At 72.3% G+C, this 16,459-nt stretch carries 11 protein-coding genes; 5 read left to right on the plus strand and 6 right to left on the minus strand.

Annotated features, from left to right (window positions below):
• The first annotated feature begins 122 nt into the window (after positions 1-122).
• The 3 genes from WME89_RS25355 (at position 123) to WME89_RS25365 (ending at position 4,835) form a co-directional block, all read left to right on the plus strand.
• Positions 123-2,609, plus strand: a complete 2,487-nt coding sequence (locus WME89_RS25355) for a heavy metal translocating P-type ATPase (protein WP_438011649.1) — start codon at positions 123-125, stop codon at positions 2,607-2,609.
• Positions 2,610-3,165: 556 nt separating this feature from the next.
• On the plus strand, positions 3,166-3,552 hold the full coding sequence (locus WME89_RS25360) for a SpoIIE family protein phosphatase (RefSeq protein ID WP_438011650.1): 387 nt from the start codon (positions 3,166-3,168) through the stop codon (positions 3,550-3,552).
• A gap of 2 nt (positions 3,553-3,554) precedes the next feature.
• The gene (locus WME89_RS25365) at positions 3,555-4,835 is read left to right on the plus strand and encodes a serine hydrolase domain-containing protein (protein WP_438011966.1); all 1,281 of its coding nucleotides are present in this window, start codon (positions 3,555-3,557) and stop codon (positions 4,833-4,835) included.
• 58 nt (positions 4,836-4,893) lie between these two features.
• Here WME89_RS25365 and WME89_RS25370 read toward each other — a convergent pair whose 3' ends face one another.
• Both WME89_RS25370 and WME89_RS25375 read right to left on the minus strand, forming a co-directional pair.
• Positions 4,894-6,549: an RICIN domain-containing protein gene (locus WME89_RS25370; protein ID WP_438011651.1), complete on the minus strand. Its 1,656-nt coding sequence runs from the start codon at positions 6,547-6,549 to the stop codon at positions 4,894-4,896.
• Between the two features lie 153 nt (positions 6,550-6,702).
• Positions 6,703-7,704 (minus strand): NAD-dependent epimerase/dehydratase family protein, encoded by a 1,002-nt coding sequence (locus tag WME89_RS25375; protein WP_438011652.1) that lies wholly within the window; start codon positions 7,702-7,704, stop codon positions 6,703-6,705.
• Between the two features lie 406 nt (positions 7,705-8,110).
• On the opposite strand from WME89_RS25375, the gene WME89_RS25380 reads away from it, so the two are divergent.
• Entirely contained in the window at positions 8,111-8,734 is a 624-nt protein-coding gene (locus tag WME89_RS25380) for a hypothetical protein (RefSeq protein ID WP_438011653.1), read from the plus strand.
• A gap of 108 nt (positions 8,735-8,842) precedes the next feature.
• Here WME89_RS25380 and WME89_RS25385 read toward each other — a convergent pair whose 3' ends face one another.
• The 3 genes from WME89_RS25385 to pucL form a co-directional block, all read right to left on the minus strand.
• Positions 8,843-9,883, minus strand: a complete 1,041-nt coding sequence (locus WME89_RS25385; protein WP_438011654.1) for a metalloregulator ArsR/SmtB family transcription factor — start codon at positions 9,881-9,883, stop codon at positions 8,843-8,845.
• 1,440 nt (positions 9,884-11,323) lie between these two features.
• Positions 11,324-12,976: a lipase maturation factor family protein gene (locus WME89_RS25390; RefSeq protein WP_438011655.1), complete on the minus strand. Its 1,653-nt coding sequence runs from the start codon at positions 12,974-12,976 to the stop codon at positions 11,324-11,326.
• Between the two features lie 33 nt (positions 12,977-13,009).
• Positions 13,010-13,861, minus strand: a complete 852-nt coding sequence (gene pucL / locus WME89_RS25395; RefSeq protein ID WP_438011656.1) for a factor-independent urate hydroxylase — start codon at positions 13,859-13,861, stop codon at positions 13,010-13,012.
• A 228-nt stretch (positions 13,862-14,089) separates the two neighbouring features.
• Between pucL and WME89_RS25400 the strand changes: the two genes are divergently transcribed.
• A complete protein-coding gene (locus tag WME89_RS25400) occupies positions 14,090-15,583 on the plus strand; it encodes a cobalamin B12-binding domain-containing protein (protein WP_438011657.1) in 1,494 nt (497 codons plus the stop codon).
• Between the two features lie 31 nt (positions 15,584-15,614).
• Here WME89_RS25400 and WME89_RS25405 read toward each other — a convergent pair whose 3' ends face one another.
• A complete protein-coding gene (locus WME89_RS25405) occupies positions 15,615-16,355 on the minus strand; it encodes a hypothetical protein (RefSeq protein WP_438011658.1) in 741 nt (246 codons plus the stop codon).
• Positions 16,356-16,459 lie beyond the last annotated feature (104 nt).

A 16,459-nucleotide genomic window follows, 5' to 3' on the forward strand; every position in this document is an offset into this window, starting at 1 on the left:
TCGACACGACGCCGCTGCTCGCGCGGGGCTCCTGGGGTAGATCGTCATGGCCGGAGGAGCCGCGCGCCCGGCGAGCGAAGGCAGGGCGACCGCAGGCGAGCCGCGCGCGCGCAAGGAGAAGCATGGCAACCATCCCCCAGCCCGTGGAGCCGACCGGAGCGACGGCCTCGCCCGCCGCGCAGCGCGCGCGGGCCGACCTCCCGGTGCAGGGCATGACCTGCGCGGCGTGCGTGCGCCGCGTCGAGCGGGCGCTGCGCGCGGCGCCCGGCGTCCAGGAGGCGGCGGTCAACCTGGTGACGCAGCGGGCGACGGTCGCCTACGACGCGCGGGCGACCACGCCCGCCGCGCTCGCCCGCGCGATCGTGGAAGCGGGGTACGAGGTGCCGGACGTCCCCGAGGCGTCCGAGGTGGACGCGGCGGCTGGCGCCCCTGCCCTCCCCGCGGTCGCGGGCGCCCCCGCGCCCGCCGTCTCGCCCGAGGTCCCCGCCGCCGCGGTCGCCGCGTCGACCGACGTCCCCGCCGCCCTCTCCGCTCCGACCGAGCTCCCGGCTGCCGCCGTCTCCGTTGCGCGGCCGCCACGCCCGGCGGCCTCGACGCGCGCCGCCGCCCTCGACGCGGCCGAGCAGAAGGAGCAACGGTCGCTCCGGCGCGACGTCGCGGTCGCCGCCCTGCTCACCGCGCCGCTGCTCGCCGTGGCCATGTCCCACGGCGCCATCCGGGCGCTCGACGGCCCCGCCGGGCGCTGGCTCTCGCTCGCGCTCGCGACCGTCGTCGTCCTCGGCCCCGGGCGCCGGTTCTTCCGCCTCGCCGCGAGCGCGCTCCGGCACCGCGCCGCGGACATGAACACGCTCGTGAGCCTCGGGACGGGCGCCGCGTGGCTCTACTCCACCGCCGCCGTCATGGCGCCCGGCCTGTTCCCGCACGCGGCGCACGGCCACCTGCCGCCGGTCTACTTCGAGGCCGCGGCCGCGATCGTCACCTTCGTGCTGCTCGGCAAGCTCCTCGAGGCGCGCGCGCGGAAGCGGCTCACCGACGCGGTGCGCGGGCTCGTCGCCCTGCAGCCGAAGACCGCGCGGCGCGTCCGCGGCGACGCCGAGGACGAGGTGCCCGCCGCGGCGCTCGCGCCCGGCGACCTCGTGCTGGTGCGGCCAGGCGAGCGCATCGCGACCGACGGCGAGGTGGTCCGCGGCGCGTCCGCCGTCGACGAGTCGATGCTCACCGGCGAGAGCATGCCCGTCGACAAGACCGCCGGCTCGGCCGTGTTCGGCGGGACGCTCAACCAGAGCGGCGCCCTCACCTTCCGCGTCACGAAGACGGGCGCGGACACCGCGCTCGCGCGCATCGTCGAGGCCGTCGAGGAGGCGCAGGGGTCGCGCGCGCCGATCGCGCGGCTGGCCGACGTGGTGAGCGGCGTCTTCGTCCCCGTCGTCCTCGGCGTCGCGTCGGTCACCTTCGTCGCGTGGCTCGCGGTCGATCCCACGACCGGCGGCCTCGCCACGGCGGTGGAGCGGTTCGTCGCGGTGCTCGTGATCGCGTGCCCGTGCGCGCTCGGCCTGGCCACGCCGGCGGCCGTCGCCGTCGGGACCGGGCGCGGCGCGGAGCTCGGCGTGCTCGTCAAGGGCGGCGCGGCGCTCGAGGCGGCGAGCCGCGTCGACACGGTGCTGCTCGACAAGACCGGGACGCTCACCTCGGGGCGGCCGGCGCTGACGGACGTCGTCGCCCTCGCGGGCCACGGCGAGGCCGAGCTGCTCGGCCTCGTGGCGGCCGCGGAGCACGAGAGCGAGCACCCCGTCGCGCGCGCGATCGTCGAGGGCGCGCGCGGCCGCGGCGTCGGCCTCGCGCCGGCCTCCGAGTTCCGCGCGGAGATCGGCCATGGCGTCGAGGCGCGCGTCTCCGGCCGCCTCGTGCGCGCCGGCACCGCGGCGTGGCTGCGGCGCGCGGGCGTCGCGACCGACGCGCTGGAGGCCGAGGCCGAGCGCCTGGCCGCGCGCGGCCGCACGCCGTCGTTCGTGGCGGTCGACGGGCGGCTCGCGGGGCTCGTGGCGGTCGCCGACAGGCCGACCGAGGAGGCGCGGCGCGCCGTCGAGGCCCTGAAGCAGCTCGGCGTCGAGGTGGCCATGGTGACCGGCGACCGGGCGGGCGCGGCGCGCGCCGTCGCCGAGGAGCTCGGCATCCGCGCTGTGTTCGCGGAGGTGAAGCCGGAGGACAAGGCGAGGATCGTCCGCGAGCAGCAGGCCGCCGGCCGCCGGGTGGCGATGGTCGGCGACGGCATCAACGACGCGCCCGCGCTCGCCGGCGCGGACGTGGGGGTCGCCCTCGGCAGCGGCACGGACATCGCGCTCGCCTCCGCCGACGTGGCGCTGCTCCGCGGCGGCATCGCGGGCCTGCCGACGGCGCTCGCGCTCGCGCGCGCCACGCTGCGGACGATCCGGCAGAACCTGTTCTGGGCCTTCGTCTACAACGTGATCGGGATCCCGATCGCGGCGGGCCTGCTGTACCCGCTGACCGGCTGGCTCCTGTCGCCGGTCCTCGCGAGCGCGGCGATGTCGCTGTCGAGCGTGTCGGTGCTCGGCAACTCGCTCCGGCTCCGCGCCTTCGGCCGCGATTAGTATCGGGCGTCAGCAGGCGCTCACCTTCTCCCGCACACCACCGCCCCTACCCAGCACCCAACCTCCGCTGACAGGAGGGCAGGGACACGCGCCGTGCCGCGGGGGCCACCGCACGTTCGCCGTCGAGGAAGTGAGTCCCGCCTCGCGCGTTCGAATACGCGCGTCACACGGATAGTCAACTACAGCGGCGAGGGCGAGTTCGTCGCGATCGCCTCCTCGGAGCAGGACGAACCAGACCCAGCCTACCTGGAGCCGACGTTCTGGCGCATGGCGGGACAGCAAGTGCTTGCACTTCGCAAGCGCGCGGACGCTGACAGGCGGCCGTTTCATCTCGGCATCCGCGGAAGGCACGCGGTATTGATCTTCCGGCAGCAGCGCCATTTCCTACGCTGCGAGTGGGATACCGAATGAGGTCGGTGGCGCCGCCATGATGGCGAGAGTGAAGAGCACGACGTCGTCTGCGCCGCTCACTTGATCATGGCCGAGTGCGAGTACCTCACCGGGAACCTGGACGCCGCGTTCGCGCTGCTCCAGGCGGTGGAGCGGAACGCGCGGTGTGATCCACAGGGCGGCCTCCGACACGGTGGAGCTCGTCGAGACCAGGGGGATGTGGATCGGGATCGAAGAGGACATCGGGGCGCTGCTCGAGGACGATGTCATCCATCTCGATGTGGGGGATACGATCCTGCTCTATACCGACGGCATCACCGGGTCTGTCGCCTCCGAAGCGGGAATGCTCGAGACGCGAGGCCTCACAGAACGGTTCCAGGCGCTCGCGGCGCAAGGGATGTTGCCCGCCGCGATCGTGAAGGGTATCGTGGGCCCCATGGCAGGACAGCGACTGCGCGACGACGTCACCGTGATGGTCATCCGCTACTCTCCGGCCAATTTGTTGACGAGCGAGCTCGCTCGACCTGTTGATGGATGGAGTCGACCCCTGTGAAGATGATCCCTGTCCCGGCCTTCGCGTTCGCCTCGGGTCTCCTTCTCGCCGCGCTGCCAGCCGCCGTGGCAGGGTGCGCGAGCCCGGCGCCCGCCGCCGCGCCCGCGGCGGCGCCGCCGGCCGTGGCCGCCGCGCCCCGGCGTGACGAGCCGCTGCAGCGCCGGCTCGACGCGGTCGTCGAGGCTGCCACCGCGGAGGGGCGGATCGTCGGCGCCGTCGTCGTCGTCGCGCGCGACGGCGAGGTCGTCTACCGGCGCGCCGCCGGCTTCGCTGACCGGGAGGCGGGCAGTCCGATGCGCGAAGGCACGGTGTTTCGTCTCGCGTCGCTGACCAAGCCGATCGTGTCGGCGGCCGCCCTCGCGCTCGTGGACGCGGGCGCCCTCGGGCTCGACGATCCGGTGACGAAGTGGCTCCCGGCGTTCGCGCCGCGGCTCGCGGACGGCAAGGCGGCGACGATCACGGTGCGGCACCTGCTCACCCACACGGCGGGCCTCAACTACACCTCGACGGAGCCCGATGACGGGCCTTACCACCGCGCGCGGGTGTCGGACGGCCTCGATCAGCCTGGCCTCTCGCTCGAGGAGAACCTCGCGCGGATCGCCCAGGCGCCGCTCCTCTTCGCGCCTGGCACGGCGTGGAATTACTCGCTGGCCACCGACGTGCTCGGGGGCGTCGTGGCCAAGGCGGGCGGCGCGCCCCTGCCGGACGTCGTCCGCCGGCTCGTGACCGGGCCGCTGGGGCTCGACACGGCGTTCGCGGTCGCCGACCCGCGCCAGCTGGCGGTCCCCTACGGCGACTCGAGCCCGCGCCCGGCGCGCATGGCCGATCCGCAGGTCGTGCCGTTCGGGCAGGGCAAGACCACGTTCTCGCCGTCCCGCGCCCTGGATCAGCGCTCGTATCCGTCGGGCGGCGCCGGCATGGTCGGCACGGCCGACGACTACGTCCGGTTCCTCGAGGCGCTGCGCACCGGCGGCGGGAAGATCCTGCGGCCGACGACGGTCGCGGCCATGACCTCGAGCCAGACGGGCGATCTGAAGGTGCCGCTGCCCGGCGGGACGTGGGGCTTCGGCTTCGGGGTCGCGGTCCTCACGGCGCCGGACCCGAGCGCGATGCCCTCCGCCGCGGGCACCTGGCAGTGGATGGGCGCCTACGGCCATCATTTCTGGGTCGATCCGAGCGCGAAGCTCACGGTCGTCCTCTTGACCAACACCGCCTTCGCCGGCATGGCTGGCGAGTTTCCCGACGCCGTCCTGCGCGCGGTCTACGGCCCGGCGCAGCCGTGATGCGGTCGCGCGCGGCGACGGAGCCGCTCGCGCCGCCGCGCCGCGCCTCACCCTCCGGTCAATTCGCGACGACGAGCTCCCAGCGCTGCTCCTCGCCGCCGCTGCTCGACCGCTGCTCGACCGCGGCGGCGTCATCGGTGGAGCCCTGGACCACCCCGATGAGCTTGCCGCTCTTCTTGTTCCTGATCTGGACATCGCCGCCGCCCACGTCGATGAGCAGCCACGCCTGGTTGTCGCCGTCGTGGTTGGCCCATTGCTTCAGCGCGATGCCGTCGCTGGTCGACTCGTCAGGGACGTCGAGCACCTTGCCGCTCTTGACGTTGGTCAGCCGGAAGTAGCCCGCTCCATTGTAGTTCAGGCTCCACTTCTGGTTGTCTCCGCCGCTGTCCGGGTTCTGGACCACCGCCGCCCCGTCCTCGGACGACGCGCCGGCGACCTCCATCACCTTGCCGCTGTGCCTGTTGACGAGCTTGAAGTCGTTCGTCGCCCCGGTGACGGTGCCGGCCGCCGTGTCGATGGTCAGCGTGTTGTTCCAGCTCATGCTCATGGTGGTGTCCGAGGGGAACGAGATCGGCTGCCACACATAGGTCGAGTCGTTGACCCGCCCGCTCCAGGCGCCGGCCCAGCGGTCTCCCATGTAGAGGTAGGCCGTCCCCGCGCTGCCCTGGACCGGGAGCACATAGGTCGACTGGGAATGGTAGGTCGTGCCGTCGGCGACGTTGGTCATCGCCGACCAGCCGGCGCCGAGGGCGCGCGAGGTAGCGTATTTGGCCTGGTTGGGCGACCAGCCCGTGGCCCCGGAGGTCAGCAGGAAGTACGTGCCGTTCCGCTTGAACAGCGCCGGCGCCTCCCGGTGTCCGCCGGGGAAGAGCACGGCGGTAAGGCGCTCGATGGCCAGGTAATCAGGGGTCAGCTCGTACAGGTTGAGATCGTAGTTCTCGTTCGAGGCGGAGATGAAGTACGCCTTCTTGTCGTCATCGACGAAGAGCCCGCAGTCCCGCGACATGTACCCGCGCTTGCCGTGATCGCTCACCCCGCTGTCGGCGAGCGGGCGGAAGCTGCCGTGGTACGTGTAGTCGCCGTCCACGGTGCTCGAGCTCGCGACCGCGGCCCGCGCCTCGCCGTAGTTCACCCCGTTCTCCCAGTGCATCCACATCACGAACTCGCCCGTGGACTCGTTGTAGACCACCTTCGGGCGCTCGATGTTCGCCGGGTCGAGGTCCTGGTCCGAGTCCATGGTCAGGACATGGTTCCTGAACTCCCAGCGCCGCAGGTCCGCCGAGCGGTAGCAGGACACCGCGTAAAAGGTCCCGTCCGGGTTCCGGTTCTCGCCGAACCAGTAATAGTACGAGCCCACCTTGATCACCCCGCCCCCGTGCGCCTGGATGGGGTTGCCCGAGGTGTCGGCCCACTGGATCCCGTTGACCAGGGGGCCGACAGGCAACGTCTGCTCCGGCCCCCCGCCCTCGCCGGCCCCAGAGCCGACCGAGGCGCTCACGCCGGGGGCCCCGCCGTCGCCGGAGGACGAGCTGACGTCGCCTGGCGGCGAGCCGCCGTCGCCGGGCGGAGCGCCGCCAGCGGCGAAGGCCCCCGCGGCCCCGCCGCCGCCGGGGTTCGAGCCGTCGGAGGGCGCGGGCTGGCCAGCGTCGCAGGACGCGAGGCCGAGCGTGACGACAAGCAGGCAAGGTACCGGAGAAAGGGAAGAACGAAGCATGATGCCCTCCAGACAGAGCGCCATCTCCCCGCCTTCAACCATGCCTGTCAAGGCTTTCGCGCGCGCTATGGCCCGGCTGGCATGTTCCGCTCCGGTCCGATCGGAGAGCCTCGCAGCGCTCGGCGCTTGCTCGTGAGCCGCGCGCCGATCGGGCTAACCAGCGGACGTCGCCCGCGCGGCGTGCGGGGCGGCGAGCTTGTACCTGTTCCGGGCCCAGGCCGCGACCTCCGCCACCTGCCTGTCCACGGGAGTCGCCGACCAGCCGAAGGCCTCGCGGAAGCGCGTGTCGTCGATGGCATAGGGCACGTCCCACTGATAGGCCATCTCGGCGACCTCGCGCATGAAGGGCGAGAACAGGCCGACCGCGCGCAGCACGAAGCGCGGGAGTCGCGCCACCTTCACCTCGAGCCCGAGCGCGCGGCCCAGCCGCTGGGCGAGCGCGCGCGTGCTCTCGGCGGGCGCCGTCGGCAGGTGCCATATGTGGCCCATCGCCTCCTCCCGCTCGCCCAGGGTCACGAGGCCTCGCGCCACGTCTTCGACGTACGTGTACGCGTGGGGCATGTCGGGATCACCCATGCACTCGACGGCCTTTCCGGCGAGCGCGCGGGCGTAGAAGCGGTCGCCCCAGGCGGACAGCGGCACGTTGGCGCCGAAGAAGTCGCTGGCGCGGCCGATGGCCACGCGCACGTCGCCGCGGCGCTGGGCCGCGAGGCGCATCTCCTCGAGCTCGACGCGCAGCGCGCCCTTCTTGCTGCACGGACGGCGCGGCGAGCCCTCGCGCATGGCCCCGTCCGGGACGCCGTACATGTACAGGCAGTCGAGGGCGACGAGCTTCGCGCCCGCCTTGCTCGCGCCGTGCACCGCGCCCCGGGCGATGGGCAAGAGCTGCGTTGCCCAGAGGTCGTAGGGCGGGTTCATGCAGTCGTAGACCACGCTGGCCCCGCGCGTGGCCTCCTCGGCGAACGCGAGATCGGTGATGTCGCCGCACATGGACGTGAGCCCCGGCCGCTCCGGGGCGCGCCGGGTGCGCTGCACCAGGCGGACGCGGTGGCCCTGGGCGAGCAGGCGGTCCGCGACGCGCGGGCCGATCTGGCCGGCGCCGAGCACGACGTGGAGGCGAGAGGAGGAGCTGGGGGCGGGCGCTGCGTTGTTCATGAGGCGAGGATGGCTCTTGCAACCGCGCAAGACAACGCCCAGAAAAGCAAGCCATGGCGGCAAAAATGCAAGACCTCCGCGGGGCGCGGCGCGGCGGGTGGTGCGGGCGCCGGGGGCCGCGGGGGCGCGGAGGAGAAGCGGGCGCGGCGCTGGGGCGCGGGACGGCGCGCTGGAGCGGAGAAGAGTGCAGAAGAGTGGAGCACCTCCCCCCGAGGACCGCGCCGCGCGACGTGTCCGCCAGAAACTTGCTAGCACGCCGCGCCCCGCCGCGCGCGCATGGATCCGACTTGCAGGCTCCACGCGTCGGTGAAAGTCTGGATGTCGACTTACCGTGTTCCGGTACGGGCCGACCGCACACCGCAGGTCCCGCCGGCGCACGGAGCTTGGTCAGGACAATGGGGTGAACATGAAGGTGAGTGGCATCTGGGCCGCGGTCATCCAGCACATCGATCCGCCTGTTGCGCGGCGCCGGAGCCCCCGCGCGGACGGCGGCGCGCCGCGCCGCGCGAGGCTGCGCGCGGCGGCCGCCGTGACAGCCCTCCTCGGGCTCGGCGCGCTCACGGCGGGATGTCCGCTGTGCGACGGGAACGACATCGGCTGCGAGGACAGCGTCGGTATCTCGGGGCCGATCGGGCTCGCCGCGGACGCGCCGGCGCACCTGACGATCGAGGCGTGCTGGAAGCAGCGCTGCGGAACGGTGACGCTCAGCTCGGATGTGCCCCGACCGCTGCACCCCCCGCTCGGCGCGAACGCTGCAGTCGAGGGCGGAAGGTTCCGCTGCGAGCTAGCGGACCTGGACCCGACCAACACGCACTGGGAGATCAGGATCACCTTCATCCCCGACCCGAACACGGACCTCGAAGATGGAGAGGTCTACAAGGTCAGGGTCGTCGACGACGACACGCAGCGCGAGCTGGTGAGCCTGGAGCGCAGCGTCACCTATGAAGACGTCTATCCCGGCAAGGAGGGCGCCTTCTGCAAGTCGTGCGCCCATGCGCAGATCGAGATCCCTCCGCCCGCCGCCGAGTGACCAGCGCACCGCGACGGAGCGGGCTCGCCCTCCGCTCGCCCTCCACGGGGCCGGCGCGGAGGCCGAGCGCGCGGGAGCTGACCCGCCCTCAGGCGCCGCGGCGCCGGGTCACTCGCGGATCCGCGTGGTCGTGTTGTAGCCGTGCGGCGCGAGGGGCGACAGCTTCTCCAGCCAGATCTGCTCGAGCAGGGTGAGCTCGTCCGCGAGCGAGAAGCCCGGCTCGTCCTTCTGCCGCACGACCTCGAGCACCTCGAACGTGAAGGCGTCGGCGCCGTGCTGCTTCCAGTCCTTCTGGAGCTCCTGGTTCGAGTGCCCGCCGGTGGACAGCATGAAACGGTGCTTGTTGAGCGGCCCGTGGAGGTTCGTGCTGCTGCCGAGCAGCACCTTGCCGTTCACCGTGTTCTTGACCTGGAAGATGCCCGCCTGCTTCGGGGTCTCGAGATACTGCCGCTTCAGCTCCTTGCGCGTTTCCATCGTGCTCTCTCCCGCTTTCCTCTCCGTCGCCTCGGGCGTCCCTGTCGCTGCCCCGGGCGGCTCGGTCGTCGCCCCGGACACCCCGGTCCCCGCCTCGATCACCTCGTAGAGCTGGCCGTCGCGCGCCATGTAGCCCTCGTCCACCAGCATCCGCCGGATCGTGCAGTGGTCGGGGTACAGCGCCTGGATGATCGCGTTCACCTCCTGCTCGCGGTAGCGCCGGCCCGCCTCGAACCTGGCGAGGAACTGCTCGAGCACGATGCGCCGCTTGCGCCATTGCTTCGGCAGCTGCACCAGCACGCCGCCGCGGAAGAAGGAGCGCATCACCTGGCCCCGGGCCCGCTCGACGCGCCGCCGCGCCGGGCCGCCGCCGGCCGACGGCACCGTGACGAGCTCCCTCAGCGAGAGGCGGAGCACGTCGTCGCGCAGCGCGTAGACCAGGTAGTACTGGGTCTTGCGCTTCGTCACGAGGCCGGCCTCGTCGAGCTTCCGGAGGTGGAAGGAGACCGTGGACGGCGCGCGCCCCAGCCGCTCGGCCAGCTCCTCGGCGCAGTGAGGCCGCTCCAGCAGGGCGTTCACCACCTGCAGCCGCGAGGCGTCCGCGAGCGCCTTGAGCACGCCGATGCGCGCCTCCAGGCCCAGCTCGGGCGCCGGGGGATCTGCTTCGATGGCCATCGAAGTGAATATAGCCGGCGCGCGGCGGCCGTCAATCCGGTTCGACGGGCGTCGAATCAGTTGCGGCCGGGCGCGACGGCCGGGCTCGGGGAGGGGCCGGCCGCGTCACGGCCTGACCGGGTGTGTATCACCGTGCAAAGATCGTTGAGCAGCAACCATGATCGATGCTGCACGACGAGGGCGCTAGCTCCTCGCAGACGGCTACCACTCTCCCGTCCACGATGCAGTCGCAAGACCACCTTATACTGCCATAATACACCATTCCCACGCGACATTCGAATTCGACATCCCTTCCGTTGCATGACGTGGCACAAGAGCACTCATCAACGAGACCAGAGCACGCGATAGTCCCACAGCTGCTCAGAGCCACGCACGCCCTGTACATCTCGTCGTGCCAGCTGCAGTCCTCTGGCACGACGTCGCAGGCGCCGCCGTGCCTATCGATGCATGACAACACGGTCTCCAGGATATCGTTGCACTGGGGCTCCCTGGACACGATCTCAGAACAACTCTGACTGCAATCTCCAGAGCCCTCCGCGTAACATGCGATTCCGGAACGATCGCAGAGTGACTCGCATAGCCGCCGAGCGGCGTCTCCGGGATCCTCTGCCCCTGGTCCCGTTCCAGATGTCCCGCTTCCGCTCGATGCCGTGGCGCTCGTGCCTTCCGTGCCAGATGTCCCGCTTCCGCTCGATGCCGTGGCGCTCGTGCCTCCGACTTCACCCCTCCCTCCCGCACCGCTGGGGAGCTCGGAACCAGTATCCCCGCAAGCGACCCAGCAGACGGACAGTGCCATGATTCTCGCGGCGGTTCGCAACGTCGTCTCCATGGGGAGAGACTACCTCATCCCGCGTCGCTCCGGGTCGCTCCCGGCGGTCCGAAGTTACTACGTTGCATGGGGCGGGCCACTCCGCCCACGCTGACCGGCGAAACGCGCGCTGCTCGGTGTGGACGTCGGGCGCCGCGGCGCGTGCGGCAGATGATTGTCGAAAACCACGCGAACACGTGGAAAAGGAAGCCCTCCGAAGGCAATGCACGCGAGCGCAGCGGCGGTTGGGAAGTGGAGTTCTCCCCCATCTCGATTCGTGTTCGTGATGGGAATCCCCTGGTCCGTCGGCACCCGCCCATCATCGAGCCGCGGTGGAGGCAGAGGGCCCGTCATCGTGGATTACGAATATCCACAGAAAAATATCACGAAAACGTCAGAGCCCCGCGTTGAACGGTCCTGCATTCCTGCTTCATCACCCACATTATCACTGCACTTTGCGACACGTCAGCGCCGCCGCTGACGTATGGCCAGGGCCGAGGGAGCGGAGCATCGGCGCGAGGCCGGTCACAAAGTCGGCGACGAGGGGATGCGTGCCCTGGCGACCCGCCTTCCCGTCGGTGAGCCCGGCGTCGGCAGGACGTGTGTGCTGCGCGCCTGAGCTGTGGAGACCATCACGGGTTGACCTCGACTCCACCCTTCTCGTCGCTCGCCGGCGCGGGCGCGCGGGAGGCCGGCAGCCACCCGTACGCGGCGAGGAAGCGGCGCAGCGCCGGGTCGTCGACCGACAGCGGCGGCAGGTACTCCGCGACGCGGGCGCGGCGCCACCACGCGCCGCTCCCGTCGCCGATGCGGGTGAAGCTGTAGCGGTAGAGCTCGGCGCGGATGTACCGGGGCGGCGCGCCGGGGAACGGGTTGCCGGCGAGGAGGCGCTGCGCGCCCGCGTCGCCCGAGAGGAGCTTGTAGATGAAATGAACGAGCCACGGCTCGCTCTCGTAGCTCCCGAACGCCGCGAACCAGATCTGCCAGTCGAGGCGGTAGTGGTACGGCGTGATGAAGCACGGGCGCCGGCGCACGTCGCCGGGCTTGCACGGCAGGTCGTACTCGAGCCACCGCGTCCCCTCCCCCAGCGCCTCGTCGCTCGTGCCCTGCAGGATGACCTCGTAGCGCTCCCGGCCGACGCTGCCGAACGCGCCGTAGGTGTTCACCAGACCGAAGCTGTCGAACGTGGCGTTCATCGACTGCCGCGGCGAGAGCAGGTTCATGACCGGGTTCACGCTCAGGCAGAGCACGAGGATCGCGAGCAGGGCGGCGGCGACGCGGTGCGCCCGCGACGGGGAGAGCCGCGCCGCGAGCGCCGCGGCGCGCTCCCGGAGCCGCGCCGGAAAGAGCCGGCCGAGCGCGCCGTCGTCGAAGCAGGCGATCGCCGGCACGATGGTGAGCCAGTTGAGGAAGGAGAGGTTGCCGCTCGCGATCAAGATGCACTGGAAGAGCACCAGGAAGACGCCGGCGACGTGGCGCGCGCGCCGGGGACCGAAAGCGAACCAGGGGACGACGAGCTCCACGAGGTGATTGAAGAGCACGCCGACCGCGTGCACCGGCGCCGGGAGCTGGTGGAGGTAATAGCTCAGCGGGCTCGGGACCGGCTGCGTCTCGTAGTGATAGACAAGGCAGGTCAGGTCGCGCCAGCACGGGTCGCCGCGGAGCTTGATGAGGCCAGCGCCGAGCATGATCCGGAAGATGAGCCAGCGAAAGAGCCAGATCACGACCGCGGGCGGCGGCGGCGACCGGAACGGCCGGAAGCCGCGCACCGGGCAGAGGAAGACGGCCAGAAAGCCGGTCTCGGCGAGCTGGTGCTCCCAGCCGTAACCGTAGAAGACCTGGCCGATGTGCACGAACGAGAGGTAGAGCGCCCAGAGCGCGAGCTGCACGACAGCGTTGGTGACGCCGGCGCACACCGCGAGCGACAGCGCCGCGCCGAGCCACGCGGCGGCCTGGAGGACGCCCTCGGAGGCGCCGAGCCACAGGAACAGCGTGGGGAGCCGGCGGAACGCCGCGCCCTCGGAGCCGGTCACGGCGAGGAGGCGCTCGAGGAAGCGGTCGGCGGGCAAGAGGCCCTGCGGGCCGAGGAGCGGGCCGAGCTGCCGGGCGAGCGAGAAGAAAGCGATGAAGTAGACGAAGCCGAGGAGGCGGAGCAGGACGAAGCGCGTGAGCAGGTACGTCTGCGGGGGGCCGAGGAAGCGGCGCAGCGGGTGGCTCCGGATGCGACGGAGGAGGGCGCCGTCGTCGTCGTCGGCCAGATCTCGGGGCGGTGCTTCGCGGGCCATCGGGCGCGAGAGGATAGCCCTCCCGCGCGCCGGTCAGCCACCGCGCTTCATCGTGGCGTGGATGAGCCCGTAGGGCTCGTCCACCGGGACGAAGATCTCGTTGTCGTTGCTGAGCCCGAAGCGCGAGAGATCGACGAGCAGGCAATGCTTGTTGGGCAGCGAGAGGCTCACCTCGTCGACGGCCGGACACGCCGCGAGCACCGCCTCGCCGAGCGCGTGGATGGTGTGCTGCACCGAGAGGCTGTGCTGCCCGGCGAACGTCTCGAGCAGGGCGCGGCGGGCGCTCTCCCAGGTCGCCGTGGGGGCCTCGTCGCGGCGCCCCGCCGGAGCGCGCCAGCGCGCCACCATGAGGGTCGAGAGGATGCGGTCGTCGGTCTCCTTCAGCGTCGTGTACTGGTCGCGCGGGAAGCCGGAGAAGGCAGAGCCGGTGGTCTTGAGCACGAGCAGGTCCTCGACGCCGGACACGATCGCGACGTCGCCGGGGGCCGCCGTGATCTCCGCGGTCCGGCGCTCGCCCGAGGCGCGGAGGAAGGCGTGCGGGTGCGGCGCGCCGCCCGCGTCGATGCGCGACCAGACCTTCTCCGCGATCGCGATCCTCGCCCGCCGGGCGTGGGGCTTGGCGAGGAAGTGCTCGGCCAGGAGGACGCCGAAGTCCTCGATCGGCTCGACCGGGTGGCCCTTGGCGAGCGCGTACACGGTGTTCTTCATCGTGTCCGTGGGCAGCACCTTGCTGTTGTCGCCCTGCGTGTAGGCGTCGTCGAAGTCGCCCTCGAGCTCGATGTCGACGTCGATGTCGGTGAGCTCGTGCCGCTCCGCCGCGCGGCGCACCTTGACCAGCCGCACCCTCGACTTGCCGTAGCTGTTCCGCACCAAGGAGATCGACATCGTTCTTCAGCTCCCGCGCCTGGCAATGACGCTTCCCCGCGACGCAGGAGAGACGGTACATCGAAGGAGGATGTCCGCCAAGCGCGGCGGGCAGACGGCGCCGGCGGCGCCGGGCATTCTTCCTGCCTTTCTGCCCTTCCCGCGCGCGGGCGCCCGCGCGGCGTCCCCGGGCGAGCTCGTGCGATATCGGACGTGCGCCGGCGATCGCGCCTCACAAGATACGCGTGCATGGTCATCACAGAGCGCGACAGGACGGCCGATGAGCTCCTCGATCGCCGTGAGTCCCTGATGGACGCGGCGACCGTCCGGCTGGCGGCCGCGGCGCGGGGAGCGCCGGGCGAGCGCGGCGACCTCGCGCGCTGCCGCGAGGACATCGGAGCGCACATCGACGCGCTGTCGGCGGCGCTGCGCGCCACGGGCGCCGAGCAGTTCGGCGAGTACTGCGCCTTCACCGCGGTGTTCCTCGAGGGGATCGGCGTGCCGCGGAGCGCGCTCGGCGCCGCGCTCCACGCGCTGAGCGAGGCCATCGGCGAGCAGCTCGCCCCGGCGCGCTCCGCGCTCGCGCAGGAGGCCCTGGCCGCCGGCCGGCAGCGCCTGGACGCCTCTCCGCTCGTGACGCCCGCCGCGCTCGCGGCCATCCCCGCCGAGACGGGCGCGCCCGGCGACGCCGCCTCGGCGGCGGAGGCGCTCGCGCGCTCGGCGCCGCGCATCGCCACGATGAGCATCGCGCTCAGCTACATGCGGCGCCCCGAGGACGCGCTCGCCCACGGGGAGAAGCGCGCCCACGCTCTTGAGGACGCCCGGCGCCACCTCGCCCAGCTCGCCGCGGCCGTCGACATGGAGGCGCCCGCGCTGTTCAGCGACTACGCGGAATGGGCCCAGACGCTGCTGACGAGCGTCGGCCTCGACCGCGAGGAGCTCGTGAGCCACCTCGGCGCGCTCGGCGACGCCATCGCGATCGCGCTCCCAGCGCACCTCGCCGAGGCGCCGCGCCGGCACCTCGCGGCGGCGCTCGAGCGGCTCACCTCGGGCCAGGTCGAGCTCCCCAGCTTCGTGCAGCTCGAGGCCCCGCTCGGCCCCCTGGCGTGCGGCTACCTCGACGCCTTGCTCCAGGGGAGCCGGGGCCGCGCGCTCAGGCTCATCCACGAGGCGGTCGAGGCGGGCACGCCGGTCAAGGACATCTACACGCACGTCTTCCAGCCGGTCCAGTACGAGCTCGGCAGGCTCTGGCAGCTCCATCAGCTCACCATCGCCGAGGAGCACTACTGCACGGCGGTCACCCAGACGATCCTGAGCCAGCTCTACCCGCTCGTCTTCAACGCCCGCCGGGCCGATCGCCGGCTCGTGGCCACCTCCGTGGACGGGAACCTCCACGAGATCGGCGCGCGCTTCGTCGCCGATTTCTTCGAGATGGCGGGGTGGGACACGTTCTACCTCGGGGCCAGCACGCCGTCGGACGACGTGCTCGGCGAGGTCGCCCGCCGGAAGGCCGACGTCCTCGCGGTCTCGGCCACGCTCGGCGAGCACCTCGTCAGCGTCCACGAGCTGATCGCCGCCGCGCGCAGCGACGGCCGGTGCAGGAACATCCTCGTCCTGGTGGGCGGCCAGCCGTTCCGCGTCGTCCACGACCTCTGGAGGCAGCTCGGCGCCGACGGCTGGGCGCCGACAGCGGAGGGGGCCGTGCACCTGGCGCAGGAGCTCCTCGCGGCGCGCAGCGCGTGACCGCGCCCGCGCCGGCGAGGGCGGCGCGCGCTCACGCCACGCGGAAGAGGTGCTCGCGCAGGTAGCGATCCGCGAAGGCGCGACCGAACATCGCCGCGAGGACGTCCGCCTCCTTGCGGTTCGAGAGCTCCGCGCGGCGCAGCGCGAGGTTCCGGCGAAAGGCGGCCTCGGCGCGCTCGCCGGGCCGCGCCGGGTCGAGCGCCGGCAGGCCGCGCAGGGCGTCGAGCAGGCCGGCGGCGGCGTCGAACGCGGCGCCCTCCGCGCCGGGCCGCGCGCCCGCGATCAGCGCGAGCGGCGACAGGGTGCCCTTGGCGAAGTCGGGCGGCCTCCGCAGCGCGAGCTTCGCCGCGACCGCGGCGTGGACGGCCTCGAGGAGCGGGCGCGCGTGCTCCTGCCAGAACGCGGCGTCGGTCGGCGACAGGTCGAGCGCGACGAGGGACAGCCGCCCGCCGAACGCGACGAGATCGACGCCCAGCAGCGGCCGGAGCGCGCCGCGCGCGGGCAGGCCGCACACGGTCGCGACGCGCAGCGCGCCCGCGCCGTCGGTGAGGCCGGCGATCATGAGCGACTCCCACCCTGCCCCGGCGAAGGCGTGAGACCTCATCTCCACCGGCTCCCCCCGGAGCTGGCCGCTCGCCACGGCCACGCAGCCGGGCATGGGCAGCCGCGCGAGCCCCCACGCGCCGGCGAGGCGGAAGGCGGCGGCGAGGACGCCGCGCATCCCGCGGTCGATCGGATCGATCAGGGCCTCTCGCGCCGGCGCTCGCTCCATCTCTCCCCTTTCTCCTTTCTTCCGTGCTCCGTCCGCCGACGGCGGACATCGATGGATGAGCGGCGGAGACGGCGTGTCGTGCGTTTGGTGTAGCGGGCCTCACG

Source organism: Sorangium sp. So ce321, from assembly GCF_051530195.1.
GTDB lineage: Bacteria > Myxococcota_A > Polyangia > Polyangiales > Polyangiaceae > Sorangium.